The organism is Kitasatospora sp. NPDC057512, from assembly GCF_042802135.1.
Taxonomy (GTDB): Bacteria; Actinomycetota; Actinomycetes; order Streptomycetales; family Streptomycetaceae; genus Kitasatospora.
The window spans coordinates 1-14956 of record NZ_JBHVET010000126.1 but is presented as its reverse complement, the minus strand read 5'-3'; the positions used below and the strand labels follow the sequence as shown (position 1 = coordinate 14956).

Genomic DNA, 14956 nt, shown 5'->3' with positions numbered 1-14956 from the left:
AGACGAGGCCGAAGGCCACGTCCCCGGCCCGCCGCCGGCCGGGGTGGACGGCCGGCGGGCGGTCGGCGGTGCCGAACACCCGCCCGGCCCGGTTCAGGGCCCGTCCGACTGGCCGCAGCGCCCGGCCGAGCGCGGCGGGCAGGCGGGAGCGGCGCAGCAGGTCCAGCACGACCGAGCGCTGCACCTCGGTGGCCTCGGACTGCTCGTTCTTGAACCGCTCGGCCCAGGCGGTGAGCGGCCGCCAGAACAGGAAGTTGACGCCGACCACCAGCACCACCATGGTGGCGATCGCCCAGCCGACCCGGCCGAGGTCCCCGGCGGCGATGGCCGCGCCCGCGTACGAGCCGACCCCGGGCAGCGCGTACCGCTGGCCGTCCACGGTGATCGCCTCGGAGGCGACCAGGAAGAACCAGCCGCCGCCGAAGCCGAGCATGCCGTTCCAGACCAGGCCGATCATGCCCGAGGGCAGTTCGACCTTCCAGAACCGCGTCCACCGGCTGAACCCGAACGAGCGGGACAGCTCGTCGAGTTCGGGCGGCAGCGAGACCAGTGCCTGGTAGAAGGCGAAGGTCATGTTCCAGGCCTGGGAGGTGAAGATGGCGAACACGGCGGCGCATTCCAGGCCGAGCATCGAGCCGGGGAAGAGCGCGAGGAAGCCGGAGACGGCGACGCTCAGGAAGGCGAGCACCGGCACCGACTGGAGGATGTCCAGCGCCGGGATCAGCACCCGCTCCAGCCGGCGGCTGCGGGCGGCGGCGTAGGCGTAGCCGAAGGTGAAGACGACCGAGACGGCGAGCGCGGCGAACATCCGCAGCAGCGAGCGCAGGGCGTCGTACGGCAGCCGGGCCGGGTCGGTGTCGACGGCCGCGTCCCGGGCCGTGGAGAACCGGAGGGTGCCGCCCTGGCCGAGGCGCAGCCCCAGGTAGAGCAGCACCAGCACGGCGGCCGCGACGACCAGGTCCACCCAGACCCGCCCGCCGAGGCGGCTCGCCGTCCGGGCGGGCAGCGAGCCCCGGGACAGGCCCGGGAGCGGGCTCCGGGACCGGCCCGGGACGGGCTTCGGCAGGGTCATGGCGGTACCTCCGGCGCAAACCCGGGCAGTCTGCTCCCTCGGTACGTCCGTACGCAAACCCGTCCCGCGTTTCGGGGACCGCTGCCCGGGGCCCGCAGCCCGGGGCCCGCCGGGTCCTACCGGGCGGGAGCGGCCCCGGTGTGCCGCCGGGCCGCGGTGACCAGCAGCCGGGCGGTGCGGACGGGCAGGTCCAGGTGCCGGGCGATCCACTGCGGGTCGTGCCCGTGGGTGGCGAACACCCAGGCGGTGTAGAGCCGGCTCAGGCCGGGCGCGCCGGGGGCCAGCAGCAGCGGGCGGACCTGCTCCATCGGGAAGCCGTCCAGCGAGCGGGCACTGAACCACTGGGCGTCGTCGCGGAACGGCCCGGGGCCCGCCGCCGCGCCCGCCCGCCGCCGGCCGGCGGCCAGCAGCAGGGCGAGCAGCAGCCCGGCGACCGAGGCGCCGATGAGCGTGCCGGACAGGAAGAGCCGCAGGGGGTGGGGTGCGAGGCCGACGGCGAGGCCCTCGGCGGTGATCAGCAGTAGGACGCCGCACAGCGCGGTCCCTCTGCCGGTCCTGGGGAACAGGGCGGTTCGGGTCATCGCGGGGGTCCTCCTTCGGACGGTCGTCGGGTCCTTCGGTGGTGGGGTCCGGCGGTCGGCCCGGCCGCCGGCGTCAGGCGGTCCGGGCCAGCCGGGGGTCGTACTTGTAGCCGATCTGCCGGACGGTGGCGATCGCCTCCCGGTGCCCGGGGCCGAGCTTGCGCCGGATCCGGGCGATGTGGGTGGCGACGGTGCGGGAGTCGCCGCTGTCCGGGCGGCCCCAGACGTTCTCCATCAGCTGGCGCCGGGAGTGCACCCGCAGCGGGTTGCCGACCAGGTGGGCGAGCAGCTCGAACTCCAGGTACGGCATGGTGACGGGGCGGCCCTCGACGGTGACGGTGCGCTGCTCGGTGTCCACCACCAGGCCGGGCGCGGGAGCCGGCCGCGGGGCCGGGCGCCGGGCGGGCGCGGGGTGGTCCGAGAAGAGGGCGTCGAGCCTGGGGTAGCGCAGGGCCATGGCGGAGGGGCTCCTTCGGGGGCTGGGCGGCCGGGGCGGACGGGACGGCGGACAGGGTGTGCGCCGGGCCGGTCGGCTCAGTGGTTCAGCGCGGTCTGGACGATCTTGAGGACGACCATCGCCATCGCGATCAGCAGGTAGGCGCGCAGGGCGCCCATGCCGACCTTGCGGGCGGTGGAGAGCACCGGCTTGTCGAGGGTCTCCAGCGGGGGCATCCGCCAGTTCTCCCGGCCGGTGCGGTCGATGGGGTCCTCCTTGGTGCCGCGGCGCCCGGAGGTGAAGAAGTACCCGGCGACGAGCACACCGGCGATGCCGCAGCCGGCCATGATCCGCAGGATCGTCCCGGAGCTGATGTCCGGCCAGACCACGGCGGCGGTGAGGATCAGCGAGAGCATCACCAGGACGCCGACCACCGCCGAGGTGAAGGCGTTGGTCCTGGGCCCGTTCGTCCAGGGCCCCAGCACCGCGCGGTCGTTGCAGAGCAGCAGCAGGAAGACGGTCGCGGAGGGCAGCAGCACCCCGGCCAGCACCTGGACGAACTGGGTCATCAGGCCCTGGGTGTAGTCGGTGGAGAGCAGCGTGATCGCCGCCGCCGCGACCACCAGGCCCGCGTAGATCCCGTAGAAGCCCTTGGCGCCCTTCACCCCGCGGTGCAGCGAGTGCCTGATGCCGAAGACGTCGCCGATCGCGTACGCGGTGGACAGCGACACCGCGAAGGCGCCGATGATCGAGGCGTCCAGCAGGGCTATCGCGAACAGCACGCCGGCCAGGTGCCCGGCCTTGTCCTCGATGCCCCGGGCGACGGCGGCCGCGTCGGAGAACCGGCCGAAGCCGTCGGTGCCCGCGAAGGCGGCGGCGGTGAGGCCCATCATGGCGGCGGCGCCGACGATGACGATCACGATGCCGATCCAGAGGTCGGCCTTCTCGTACTTCATGAAGCGCGGGGTGATCCGCTTGTCGATGACGTACGACTGCTGGAAGAACAGCTGCCAGGGCGCCACGGTGGTGCCGACGATGGAGATGATCACCAGCATCACGGCCGCGAGCTGCCCGGACCCGCCCGGCATGCTCGGGACGACGAAGTCGTGGGCCATCTGCGAGGTCTTCGGGTGGACCATGAAGTAGATCGGCACCAGCAGCAGCGAGCCCAGGCAGAGCGTCACGGCGACCCGCTCGAAGCGCTGGAACGAGCCGGTGAAGGCCGAGGCGATGATGATCCCGGCCGCCAGCACCACCGAGGCGGCCTTCGGCAGGCCGAGGTACCCGGCCGCGAGCGTGACCCCGATGAACTCGGTGACCAGGGTCAGCGCGTTCAGGAGGAAGAGGTCGATCACGCTGAACGCGCCCCAGAACTTGCCGAAGCGCTCCAGGATCAGCCGGGCGTGCCCGACCCCGGTGACGGCGCCGAGCCGCAGCACCATCTCCTGGTTGACGTAGAGCACCGGGACCAGCATCAACAGCGTCCACAGCAGCTGGGTGCCGTAGTTCTGCCCGGCCTGCCCGTAGGTGGAGAAGGCGCCGGCGTCGTTGTCGCCGACCATCACGATCAGGCCGGGCCCGACGACCGCGAGCAGGGTCTTCAGCCGCGCCGACAGGCCGTGGCGGGGCGTGGTGTCGTCGAGCCGGATGGTGCCGAGCGCACCCTTGATGTCGCCGACGTGGGCGTCGTCCAGGACGGCCGAACGCGGCTCGGGGACCGTCGAGTTGAGAGTGGCGTGGGTGGTCATGGGGGGTTTCCTCCCTGGGCCCCGGACAGGCGGGGCGGTTCGGAGGCAGGCGGCAGCGCTCCCTGCAAGCGGGCACGGCGCATCGGCGCGCGGCTGCGCGGCCCGTACGGGGGTGTGCGGGCGCGGCGGAGCCGCGTGCGGACGTGGCGTGGACGTCGTGGCTGACGGATCGTCAGGACGAGGTGCAGGGAAGGGTGTTACCGCATGCCGGAGGTGTACGAGGGCAAGCGGGGGTAGGGGCAACTGTGGCCCGGACTACTGCAATCCATGTCTCTCGCCTCCTCCCGGCCGGCGCACCCCGTGGTGCGTGTCATCGACGCGGCAAGGAGTTCACCGGCCCGCGCAACGCGACCGCCGGTTCACCCCAACTCGTCAGAGCTTAGCCCCGCCCGGAGGCGATACTTGCGCACTTGGTTAAACCTTTACCTTCTCCGGGGGCTTCGGTTGCTCCGGGCCCCGGCCCGCCGGCTACGACTTCGTGACCGTCACCTTCAGGTGCTTCATGATCGGCTGGTCGCTCTGGGTGCTGTAGTCGCCGATCGCGCACAGCACGTTCAGCTCCGGCATGTACCCGGCCGCGCAGCCGCGCGGGATGTCGTACGGCACGGCCAGGTAGCCGTGCACCGAGCGGGTGCTGCCGTCCCGGGCGGTGCTGGTGACGTCCACCCGGTCGAACTCGGCCAGGCCGCGCTCGCGCATGTCGTCCCGGTTCATGAACACCAGGGTGCGCAGGTTCTTCACGCCCCGGTAGCGGTCGTCGTCCGAGTAGATGGTGGTGTTCCACTGGTCGTGCGAGCGCATCGTGCCCAGCGCCAGGGTGCCCGCCCCGGGCACGACGTCGGGCAGCGGGGCGGCGGAGAACTCGGCCCTGCCGGAGGGCGTGTCGAAGACCAGCTCGCGGGCCGGCTGCTTGATCCGGAAGCCCAGCGGCAGCCGCACCCGGCGGTTGAAGTCCTCGAAGCCGTCCAGGACCCGGGCCATGGTGTCGCGGATGCGGTCGTAGTCCTCGATGTACCACTCCCACGGGGTGGCGCTGTCCGGCAGCGCCGCGCGGGCCATCCCGGCGACGATCGCGGGCTCGGAGAGCAGGTGCGGCGAGGCCGGGCGCTTCATGCCGACCGACAGGTGCACCATGCTCATCGAGTCCTCGACCGAGGTGGACTGCACCCCGGCGCGCTGGTGGTCCTTCTCGGTCCGGCCCAGGCAGGGCAGGATCAGCGCGGCCCGCCCGTGCACCAGGTGGCTGCGGTTCAGCTTGGTGCTCACCTGGACGGTCAACTCGCAGGACTCCAGGGCCTGCCGGGTGTACGGGGTGTCCGGCGCGGCGAGCGCGAAGTTGCCGCCCATGCCGACGAACACCGTGACGTCGCCGCGCCGCATCGCCTCGATCGTGCCGACGGTGTCCAGCCCGTGCTCGCGCGGCGGCTCGATCCCGCACACCTCGGCGAGCCGGTCCAGGAACCCGGCGGCGGGCCGGTGGTCGATGCCGCAGGTGCGGTTGCCCTGGACGTTGCTGTGCCCGCGCACCGGGGAGGGTCCCGCCCCCTCGCGGCCCAGGTTGCCGCGCAGCAGCAGGAGGTTGACGATCTCCCGGACGGTGTCCACGCCGTGCTCGTGCTGGGTCACGCCCAGGCACCAGCTGAAGATCGAGCGGTCGGCCTCCCGGTACACCCGGGCCGCCTTGAGGATGTCCGCCCGCTCCAGCCCGCTCTGGCGCTCGATCTCCTCCCAGGGCGTGGCCAGGCAGATGTCGCGGTAGGCCTCGAAGCCGGTGGTGTGGCGGTCGATGAACAGCCGGTCCAGCGCCCGGTCGTCGGCCGCGGACTGCTCCAGGATCGCCTTCGCCATGCCGCGCAGCAGCGCCATGTCGCCGCCGATCCGCGGCTGGAGGTTCAGGGTGCTGGTGCGGGTGGCCCGGTTCAGCGCCATGTCGGTGAAGTCGTGCGGGATGATCGTCCGGGTCGCCGCCGCCTCGACCAGCGGGTTGATGTGGACGACCTGCGCGCCGCGCTTGTACGCCTCGGCGAGCGAGGTGAGCATCCGGGGCGCGTTGGAGGCCGCGTTGACGCCCAGGATGAAGAGCGCGTCGGTGACCTCCCAGTCCTTGAGGTCGACCGTCCCCTTCCCGGTGCCGAGCGAGGCCTGCAGCGCCCGGCCGCTGGCCTCGTGGCACATGTTGGAGCAGTCGGGCAGGTTGTTGGTGCCCAGCTCGCGGGCCAGCAGCTGGTAGAGGAAGGTCGCCTCGTTGCCGAGTCGGCCGGAGGTGTAGAACGCGGCCCGGTTCGGGTCGTCCAGCCCGCGCAGGGTGCGGCCGACCAGGGCGAACGCGTCCTTCCAGCCGATCGGGACGTAGTGGTCGGTGTCCGGGTCGTAGACCATCGGCTCGGTGAGCCGGCCCTGGTCCTCCAGCGCGAAGTCGCTCCAGCCGGACAGCTCGGTCACCGAGTGGGCGGCGAAGAACTCCCGGCCGACCCGCTTGCGGGTCATCTCCCAGGTGACGTGCTTGATGCCGTTCTCGCAGATGTCCAGGTGCAGGCCCTTGGTGTCGTCGGGCCAGGCGCAGCCGGGGCAGTCGAAGCCGCCGTTCTCGTGGTTCATCCGCATCACCGCCCGCGGCCCGTCCAGGTACGCGCCCTCGCGGGCCAGGAAGCGGGTGACGCTCTTGGCGGCGCCCCAGCCGGCGGCCGGGTGGTGGTACGGCGCGACGTGGGGCGGCCCGGCGGGGGAGGGGCCGACGTCCTCCCGCGGCTCCTGTGGCTCCCGCGGCTGCTCCTGCGGGGGAGTGGTGGCGGCGTCGTCGGAGGTGGTCACGGTACTCGCCTTCCGTCGCACGGGGTCGGACAACCGGGGCTGGGTCGAGGCTACGTCGGGCGGTCGGGGCGCGCGCGTCGAGCGGTCGGGGCGCGCGCGTCGAGCGGTCCCTGAGCGGCCCCTGAGCGGTCCCTGAGCGGTCCCTGAGCGGTCCCCGCGCGCCCGGTGGTCAGGCGCCGCCCGGCAGGCTGTCGAGGACGGCGGCCACCTCGGTGCGCCGGGCGACCTCCAGCAGCGCGCGGGCCATCACCGAACCGGGCTCCCGGGCGGCGGTCACCAGCCCGATCGGCGCGCTGTGCACCGGCTCCGCCAGCGGGACGGCCCGCATCCCGTGCGGCACGCCGAACACGTGCAGCCAGGCGTACGGCACGATGCTCGCCCAGTGGCCGGTGCGGACGTGGGCGAAGAGCGAGGCCACCGAGTCGGTCTCGACCCGGGGCGCCGCCTCAAGACCGAGGCCCGCGAACACCTCGTCCAGCACCCGGCGGCCCTGCATGCCCGGGTGCAGCAGGCACAGCGGCAGCCGCGCGGCCTCCGCCCAGGTCGCCCGGGGGTGCCGGGCCAGCTCGTCGGCCGGACCGGTCAGCAGGACGTACCGCTCCTCGTACAGCGGGAGCGCGCGCAGGTCGTCGGCGCCCGGTCCGGGCAGGTAGGTGATGCCCGCGTCGATCTCGAAGTTCCGTACCTGGCGCAGGAGTTCGTCGGAGCGCAGGTCGGTGGACAGCTCCACGGCGGCCAGCGGGTGGGCGGCGCAGAACGGTCCGGTGAGCAGCGGGACGGCGCCCGAGGCGGTCGGCACCGAGCCGATCCGCAGCCGTCCGGCCAGGCCGGTGCGCAGCGCGTCCACCTCGTCCCGCAGGGCGTCCCGGTCGGCCAGGATGCGCTGCGCCCACCGCACGATCCGCTCGCCCTCGGGCGTCAGGCCCTGGTAGCTGCGCCCGCGCCGCACCAGCAGGACCTTCAGCTCGTCCTCCAGCTTGCGCAGGGCCTCGGAGAGCGCGGGCTGGGAGACGTGGCAGGCCTGGGCGGCGCGGGCGAAGTGGCGCTCGCGGGCGAGCGCGACGAGGTACTCCAGCTGGCGGAAGAGCATCTACCGGCCTTCCTCCCGGACGGCGGCCCCGGCGTCGGTTCGGACGTCCGGGCCGACGTCGATCCGGACGTCCGGGCCGACGTCGATCCGGTCCGCGCGGGTGTAGACGTTCATCGACTCGCCGCGCAGGAAGCCGACCAGGGTCAGCCCGGTCTCCTCCGCGAGGTCCACGGCCAGCGAGGACGGTGCGGAGACCGCCGCGAGCAGCGGGACGCCCGCCATCACGGCCTTCTGCACCAGCTCGAAGGAGGCCCGGCCGCTGACCATCAGCACCGTGCCGCGGGCCGGCAGCAGCCCCTCGCGCAGGGCGTGGCCGACCACCTTGTCCACGGCGTTGTGCCGGCCCACGTCCTCGCGCAGGCAGAGCAGCCGCCCGTCGGCGTCGAACAGCCCGGCCGCGTGCAGGCCGCCGGTGCTCTCGAAGACCTTCTGGGCGGCGCGCAGCCGGTCCGGCAGCGCGGAGAGCAGCGCGGGGGTGACGCGCAGCCCGTCCTCGGCGACGCTCCACGGCGCGGTGGTGCGCACCGCGTCCAGGCTGGCCTTGCCGCACAGGCCGCAGGAGGAGGTGGTGTAGAAGTTGCGCTCCAGCGAGGCGTCGGGGGCGGGCACACCGTCGGCGAGCCGGACGTCCACCACGTTGTAGGTGTTGCCGCCGTCGGCGGTGGCGCCGGCGCAGTAGCGGATGCCAGCCACCTGCCCGGCGGCGTGCACCACGCCCTCGCTGACCAGGAAGCCGGCCGCCAGGTCGAAGTCGCTGCCCGGGGTGCGCATGGTCACCGTCAACGGGCGCCCGCCGACCCGGATCTCCATCGGCTCCTCGGCGGCCAGGGTGTCGGGACGGTACGAGGGCGCGCCCTGGCGCAGGCGCAGCACTCTGCGGGGTACGGTCACTCGGCCCATGGCGGTCGGCTCCTCGGTGGTGTGCTGGCGACGGACTGTACGGATGCATCCTCGCGCGTCGGCGGCTCCGGGCGCTCCCCGGCCGGCAGGTGGCGGCGGCTGTGGGCGGCGGTGACCGCCAGGCAGAGCAGGCCGACGGCCGCCATGCCCGCCAGCAGCGCCGGGTAGGAGGCGTGGCCGGCGGTGCCGGCGAGCAGCAGCGGGGTGAGGAAGCCGCTGGAGGTGGTGCTCTGGTAGAGCGAGGCGGAGGTCGGGCCGCCGGAGGGTGGGGTCAGCCGCTCCACCTCGTGCAGCCCCGCGCCGAGCGTCAGCCCGTACCCGGTGCCGAGGACCACGGCGGCGGCCACCACCAGGCCCACCGAGTCGCGGGCGGCGGCGACGGCGCCGAGCAGCAGCCCGGCGATCACGGTGGCCATCGCGGTGAGGGTGGCCCGGGCGCTGTCCGCGTCGTCCAGCCGGGCGGCGAAGGGCTGGGCGACCACGCCGGTGGCCAGGGTCAGCGCCGCGACCAGGCCGCTGAACAGCGGGGCGTAGCCGGGCACCCGGTCGGCGACCAGCGGCGGCAGCACCACGTACGCCACGGTGGCGGCGCCGAGCACGGCCGGGCTGGCGGGCAGCACGACGTAGCGGAACCGGGGGTGGCGGACGGCCGCCGTGCGGTGCGGGGGCGTGCCGCGGCCCGGGGCGCTCTCCGGCCTGCTCTCCGCCTTCGTCCCTCTCTTCGCCCCCGGCTTCGTCTCCGGGAGCCCGCGGGTGGCCCGCAGCACCAGCAGGCAGCCCAGCGCGTGGGCGAGGGCGGGCAGCACCGTCGGGCCGGGCAGCCACTCGGCGAGCACCCCGGAGGCCAGCGCGCCCGCCGCGAAGCCCGTACCGGTGGCGTACATCGCCCGGCGGGCCGCCCGCTCGGGCGGGACGGCGGGCCCGGAGAGCTCGCGCAGCCAGGCCGTCCCGGCCAGGAAGACCAGCCCGGCCGCGAAGCCGGTGGCCAGCCGGGCGGCGTACACGGACGGCTCGTCCGGCAGCGCCAGCACGACGCTGGCGGCGGCGGACAGGCCCAGCGCGCCGCGCACCGTCCGCCGCCGGCCGTACCGGTCGGCGGCGGGCCCGCCCAGCAGCAGCCCGGGCACCAGGCCGACCAGGTAGACCGAGAACATCGCGGCCAGCGAGAGCGCCGACCAGTCGGTGCGCGCCCGGTACACGGTGGCCAGCGCGGTGAACTGGTTGGCGCCCCAGGCGGCGACGGCGACGGCGGCGGCCGCCGGGAGCCAGCGGGCGGTGCGGGACGGGGGCATGCGCGCGCTCTGCTCGGTTTCTCTCGGGTGCTTTTCCGGGGGCTGGAATTCGCTGCGAATTCGCCGCTCCCCTGATTCCCGTCCAGTGTCCGGCAGGCCATCGCGGCACGTCAAAGAGGCAGCTCGACTGAACCGATAAGTCCCGCCTATCAACGGCCCAGCCGATATCCACCGATATCCCTGCCGTTCATCCGGCCCGTTCCTCCGGCCCGTTCCTCCGGAATTCCGGCCGGAATTCGAGACCGTGCCGCGCCGCGCCGCCTCAGTCCGCCCGCGGGCCCCCGTCGGCACCCACCGACAGCACCGTCGCGCTGGCCGAGCCGGCCGGGGTGTCGTAGTTCACCGTCTCCCCGGCGTGCCGTCCGAGCAGCGCCTTCCCGAGCGGGCTGTCGAAGGTCACCAGGGTGAGGTCCCGCTCCTCCGCGATCTCCGAGATCTCGACGGTCTCCTCCGTGCCGTCATCGAACCGCACGTTCACCGTCGACCCCACCCCGACCACCCGCGCGGACGGCTCCCCGGCCACCTCGGCCTCCCGCAGCCGCGCCTCCAGCTCGACGATCCGCCGGTCCAGCCGCGCCACCTCCGACGCCCGCTGCAACTCGTCCGCCGCATCCGCCCGGTCCCCCGGCTCCACCCCGCGCAGCGTCGCGGCCACCTCCCCCCGCTCCACCCGCAGCTGCGCCAATTCCTCCCGCACCGCACGCAGACCCTCGGCACTGATCGGTTCCGGCCCACCGCTCATCCCAAGCTCCCGGGGCTGCTCGTCACACACTCGAACACCGGCCGCCTCCCATTACCCCACCACCCGCACCCCCGGGCAACTTCCGGGCCGGTCGACCACCCGGAGCGGGCCCCGCGGGCCGTGGGTCAGCGGGCGAGCAGCTGCGCCGGGACGATCGGTTCGAGGAAGACGCTGGGTGTGCCGTGCCAGGACACGCTGAGGGCTTCGCGGGCGCGGGTACACGCCACGAAGAGCAGGCTCAGCTCGCCGGTGAGGTCCTCCTGGTGCTGCAGCGGGTCCGTGTCCGCCGGGGTGAGCGCGCTGCGCAGGGGCACCGTGCCGTCGCTGACGCCCACCACGGCGACGCAGCGGTACTCCAGGCCCTTCATCCGGTGCATGGTGCCGACCCGTACGCCGGGGGAGGGCGGGTCGCCGAGCACGTGGGCCGGGATCCCGGCCTGTCCCAGGGCATGGGCGACCTCGCGGCCGAGTCGTCCGGTCCGCACGGCGACGCCGATGTCCTCCGGGCTCACGCCCGAGGCGGTCCACTCCTCGACGCGGGCGACGAGGGCCCGGAACTCCTCGGCCTTGTCGGGATGGCCGAACACGTCGGGGTGGGCGCCGTGCAGGGTCGAGTGGTAGCCCGCCAGCGAGTCCTCCCCGCCGTCCATGTCGTCCGGGCGTTCGCCGGTGAGCAGGGACGCGGACCAGCTGAGGATCTCCTGCGTCGTCCGGTAGTTGATCCGGAGCCGGAAGGAACGGCCGACCACCTGGATGCCGAGCGAGCGCAGCGAGACCTTGTTCCCGTAGATCCGCTGGTGCGGATCGCCGGAGAGGAACAGGTCGTCCGGACCGGCGGCCACGAGCGCGCGCAGGAAACGCCATTGGACGGGGTGCAGGTCCTGCGCCTCGTCGATCACCACGTGCCGGAACGGGCGGTCGCCCTGCTCGTCGAGCATCCGCGCGGCCCGCGCGCAGACCTGGAGGTACGTCAACTCCCCGGCCCGGCGCAGCTCCTCCTCGAACGCGGCCACCACGCGCCACAGTTCGGTCCGCTCCGGCGTCCCGAGGGCCTTGCCCCGGCCGGACCGCGGTGCCTTCAGGTACTGCTCCCGGCTCCCGACCGACTGGGCCAGCACGACCTGCCGCCACTCCTGGTCGAGGAATAGGTCGGTGAACCCGACGCCGAGCCGGCGGGCGACCCGTCCCCAGCGGGCCAGGATCGGGTGCTGCTGGAAGAGGACCTTCGACGGGGCGCCGCCGGGGGAGTGCCGCAGGACCTCGGCGGCCAGCGCGTCGACGGTGACCACCCGGACCTTCGCCCGGATCCGTCCGTCCGTCACGAGCAGTGCGAGGCAGCGCTCCAGCTCCGCGGCGAGGTCCTCGGAGGAGGTGGTCAGCAGAATCGATCCGTCAGGCGCGTCCGCCGGCAACCGCCGGGCCAGGTGGTAGGCCCGGTGCAGGGCCACCACCGTCTTCCCGGTCCCGGGGCCGCCGGTCACCCGGGCCGGCCCGCTGTACGACTCCCGGTAGGCGACCCGGTACTGGGCCGGGTGCAGGAAGATCCGCCAGGCGTCGAAGGGGCGTTCCAGGATCTCCAGCAGTTCGTCGGGCCCGGACACCAGGGCGACCCGGCCGCGCGCGCGGGCCATCGCCGAGACCAGCCCGCCGGCGGGCTGGTCGGCGCTCGTGGGGGCGGCCGCCCGGGCGTACGCCCGGACGATCTCACGATCGATCTCGGCCGGCTCCATCCCGCTCGCGAGGCCGACCAGGACGTCGAACTGCTGCTCCGGCAGCACGCGGTGGAGCGCCTCCAGGTGGGCCTCGTCGGGCAGCAGCCGGATGATCGGCAGGATCTCCTCGTCGACGCCCAGGCTGCGCAGGACCTTGTCGGAGCGGTCGGCGAAGAGCCTGCGGGGTTCGTCGGCGGCCAGCGCCTTCAGCGACCGGGAGGCCCGTTCCAGCGCGACGTCGTTGCGGATCTCGACGCCCTGGGTGGCGGCGTTCACCGAGGCCCGGTGCTTGACCGCCCAGTCGTTGGCCTTGTCGTGCGGAAGGACCTTCAGCAGGAGGTAGCCGTCGCCGTGGTCGGCCTTGAGGACGACCCCGCGCCAGAAGTCGGTGATCCGGATGGTCCGGATCCGGGGGTCCCGCTGGTTGGTGAGCTTCTCCAGGTGCACGCCGGTGTGGGTGGCCTCGGTGAACTTCTCGAAGGTCTCGAAGACCCGCCGCTGCACCGGCTTCTCCAGCGCCGCGAACTCCATCAGGAAGTCCCGGTGCATGCCCAGCGTCGCCACCCCGGCCCCCTCGTGCCCGTGCCCGTCCGCCCGGGCCGTGCGTTTCACTGTACTGGCCCGGATGATCACTCACGCCGGGCCGCCCGACGGGTGGTCGGATCGGGGGTGGCGGTGATCACCTTCGGGGGTGGGGGTGGGGGGAAAGCGCAGGTCGGGGGCTCGGGCGGGGAGGGTGGGGGAGGGACCGGCGGTCGGGGCGCGGGCGGGCGAAGCTACCATGTGGGCAACACCCTCAGCTCGAAAGATGGACTTGTGACTGTCAACGACGACGTGTTCACGGACTGGAAGAACCGCGAGGAGATCGCGGAGTCGATGATCCCGATCATCGGGCGGCTGCACCGGGAGCGGGACGTCACCGTTCTGCTCCACAGCCGGTCCCTGGTGAACAAGTCGGTGGTCAGCATCCTCAAGACGCACCGCTTCGCCCGGCAGATAGCCGGCGAGGAGCTCTCGGTCACCGAGACGATGCCGTTCCTTGAGGCCCTGACCGCCCTGGACCTCGGCCCCTCGCAGATCGACCTCGGCATGCTCGCCGCGACGTACAAGGCGGACGACCGCGGCCTGTCGGTGGCGGAGTTCACCGCCCAGGCCGTCGTCGGCGCCACCGGTGAGAACAAGCTGGAGCGCCGGTCCGGGCAGGACGTCGTGCTGTACGGGTTCGGCCGCATCGGCCGGCTGGTCGCCCGGCTGCTGGTCGAGAAGGCCTCGGGCAACGGCCTGCGGCTGAAGGCGATCGTCGTGCGCAACAGCGGCGGCGACGACCTGGTCAAGCGCGCCTCGCTGCTGCGCCGTGACTCCATCCACGGCCAGTTCCAGGGCACGATCACCGTCGACGAGGCGAACAACAAGATCATCGCCAACGGCAACGAGATCACGGTGATCTACTCCGACGACCCGACCACGGTCGACTACACGGAGTACGGGGTCAAGGACGCGATCCTGATCGACAACACCGGCCGCTGGCGCGACCGCGAGGGCCTGTCGAAGCACCTGCGCCCCGGTATCGCCAAGGTCGTGCTGACCGCGCCGGGCAAGGGCGACGTCCCGAACATCGTGCACGGCGTGAACCACGACACGATCAAGCCGGACGAGCAGATCCTGTCCTGCGCCTCCTGCACCACCAACGCCATCGTCCCGCCGCTGAAGGCGATGGAGGACGAGTACGGCGTGGTCCGCGGGCACGTGGAGACCGTCCACTCGTTCACCAACGACCAGAACCTGCTGGACAACTACCACAAGGCCGACCGCCGCGGCCGCTCGGCGCCGCTGAACATGGTGATCACCGAGACCGGTGCCGCCTCGGCCGTCGCCAAGGCCCTGCCGGACCTCCAGGCGAAGATCACCGGCAGCTCGATCCGTGTCCCGGTGCCGGACGTCTCCATCGCGATCCTCAACCTCCAGCTGAAGCGGGAGACCAACCGCGAGGACGTCCTGGAGTACCTGCGGAACGTCTCGCTGACCTCGCCGCTGAAGCGCCAGATCGACTTCACCGACTCGCCCGACGCCGTCTCCAGCGACTTCATCGGCTCGCGCCACGCCTCGATCGTGGACGCCGGCGCGACCAAGGTCGAGGGCGACAACGCGATCCTCTACCTGTGGTACGACAACGAGTTCGGCTACTCGTGCCAGGTGATCCGGGTCGTCCAGTACATCTCGGGCGTCGAGTACCCGACCTACCCGGTTCCGGCGGTCTGATCCACCGGTAGGGCAGGACGACGGAGCAGGACGGCGGGGCGGTGACCGACGGGTCGCCGCCCCGTCGGCGTTCGCGGGCGGGGCGGTCGCTATCTTGAGGGGTCACTGACAGGACTGGGGAGGGTGATCGGGATGGGTGGTCGGCGGGTGCTCGCCGCGGTGGCGGCGGCCGGGGTGCTGACGGGTGTGCTGACGGGGTGCTCCTCCGAGGGGTCGTCGAAGAGCGCGGGCGGGGCGGCGGCCGCGGGCTCGTCCGCGGCTTCGTCGGCGGTTTCTTAGGTGTCGGGTCCGGCCGCGCGGGTTTAGTGTGTTT

General features: G+C 73.2%; 11 protein-coding genes. 1 reads left to right on the top strand and 10 read right to left on the bottom strand.

Annotated elements, in window-relative coordinates:
* The 10 genes from ACFU6K_RS11705 to ACFU6K_RS11660 form a co-directional block, all read right to left on the bottom strand.
* Positions 1 to 1072: ABC transporter permease subunit (locus ACFU6K_RS11705; RefSeq protein ID WP_380662381.1), on the bottom strand; the 1072-nt coding region annotated here is incomplete at its 3' end.
* A 116-nt stretch (positions 1073 to 1188) separates the two neighbouring features.
* Entirely contained in the window at positions 1189 to 1653 is a 465-nt protein-coding gene (locus ACFU6K_RS11700; RefSeq protein ID WP_380662380.1) for a hypothetical protein, read from the bottom strand.
* 73 nt (positions 1654 to 1726) lie between these two features.
* Entirely contained in the window at positions 1727 to 2110 is a 384-nt protein-coding gene (locus ACFU6K_RS11695; protein WP_049656267.1) for a winged helix-turn-helix domain-containing protein, read from the bottom strand.
* Positions 2111 to 2187: 77 nt separating this feature from the next.
* Positions 2188 to 3837 (bottom strand): NRAMP family divalent metal transporter, encoded by a 1650-nt coding sequence (locus tag ACFU6K_RS11690; protein WP_380662379.1) that lies wholly within the window; start codon positions 3835 to 3837, stop codon positions 2188 to 2190.
* A gap of 468 nt (positions 3838 to 4305) precedes the next feature.
* Entirely contained in the window at positions 4306 to 6648 is a 2343-nt protein-coding gene (locus tag ACFU6K_RS11685) for an FdhF/YdeP family oxidoreductase (protein WP_380662378.1), read from the bottom strand.
* Between the two features lie 169 nt (positions 6649 to 6817).
* On the bottom strand, positions 6818 to 7738 hold the full coding sequence (locus tag ACFU6K_RS11680) for a LysR family transcriptional regulator (RefSeq protein ID WP_380662377.1): 921 nt from the start codon (positions 7736 to 7738) through the stop codon (positions 6818 to 6820).
* The gene (fdhD, locus tag ACFU6K_RS11675) at positions 7739 to 8638 is read right to left on the bottom strand and encodes a formate dehydrogenase accessory sulfurtransferase FdhD (RefSeq protein WP_380662376.1); all 900 of its coding nucleotides are present in this window, start codon (positions 8636 to 8638) and stop codon (positions 7739 to 7741) included.
* On the bottom strand, positions 8626 to 9930 hold the full coding sequence (locus tag ACFU6K_RS11670) for an MFS transporter (RefSeq protein ID WP_380662375.1): 1305 nt from the start codon (positions 9928 to 9930) through the stop codon (positions 8626 to 8628). The genes fdhD and ACFU6K_RS11670 overlap by 13 nt, the downstream gene beginning before the upstream one ends.
* Positions 9931 to 10192: 262 nt before the next feature.
* On the bottom strand, positions 10193 to 10672 hold the full coding sequence (locus tag ACFU6K_RS11665; protein ID WP_380662374.1) for a GreA/GreB family elongation factor: 480 nt from the start codon (positions 10670 to 10672) through the stop codon (positions 10193 to 10195).
* A 125-nt stretch (positions 10673 to 10797) separates the two neighbouring features.
* Complete coding sequence (locus ACFU6K_RS11660) at positions 10798 to 12933, bottom strand: UvrD-helicase domain-containing protein (RefSeq protein WP_380662382.1); 2136 nt, start codon at positions 12931 to 12933, stop codon at positions 10798 to 10800.
* 267 nt (positions 12934 to 13200) lie between these two features.
* Between ACFU6K_RS11660 and ACFU6K_RS11655 the strand changes: the two genes are divergently transcribed.
* Positions 13201 to 14643 (top strand): glyceraldehyde-3-phosphate dehydrogenase, encoded by a 1443-nt coding sequence (locus tag ACFU6K_RS11655; protein ID WP_380662373.1) that lies wholly within the window; start codon positions 13201 to 13203, stop codon positions 14641 to 14643.
* The last annotated feature ends 313 nt before the right edge of the window (positions 14644 to 14956 follow it).

Coding starts and splice junctions, on each gene's coding strand:
- ACFU6K_RS11700 (WP_380662380.1), bottom strand. CDS start 1,653: ATGACCCGAACCGCCCTGTTCCCCAGGACCGGCAGAGGGACCGCGCTG.
- ACFU6K_RS11695 (WP_049656267.1), bottom strand. CDS start 2,110: ATGGCCCTGCGCTACCCCAGGCTCGACGCCCTCTTCTCGGACCACCCC.
- ACFU6K_RS11690 (WP_380662379.1), bottom strand. CDS start 3,837: ATGACCACCCACGCCACTCTCAACTCGACGGTCCCCGAGCCGCGTTCG.
- ACFU6K_RS11680 (WP_380662377.1), bottom strand. CDS start 7,738: ATGCTCTTCCGCCAGCTGGAGTACCTCGTCGCGCTCGCCCGCGAGCGC.
- fdhD (WP_380662376.1), bottom strand. CDS start 8,638: ATGGGCCGAGTGACCGTACCCCGCAGAGTGCTGCGCCTGCGCCAGGGC.
- ACFU6K_RS11670 (WP_380662375.1), bottom strand. CDS start 9,930: ATGCCCCCGTCCCGCACCGCCCGCTGGCTCCCGGCGGCCGCCGCCGTC.
- ACFU6K_RS11665 (WP_380662374.1), bottom strand. CDS start 10,672: ATGAGCGGTGGGCCGGAACCGATCAGTGCCGAGGGTCTGCGTGCGGTG.
- ACFU6K_RS11660 (WP_380662382.1), bottom strand. CDS start 12,933: ATGCACCGGGACTTCCTGATGGAGTTCGCGGCGCTGGAGAAGCCGGTG.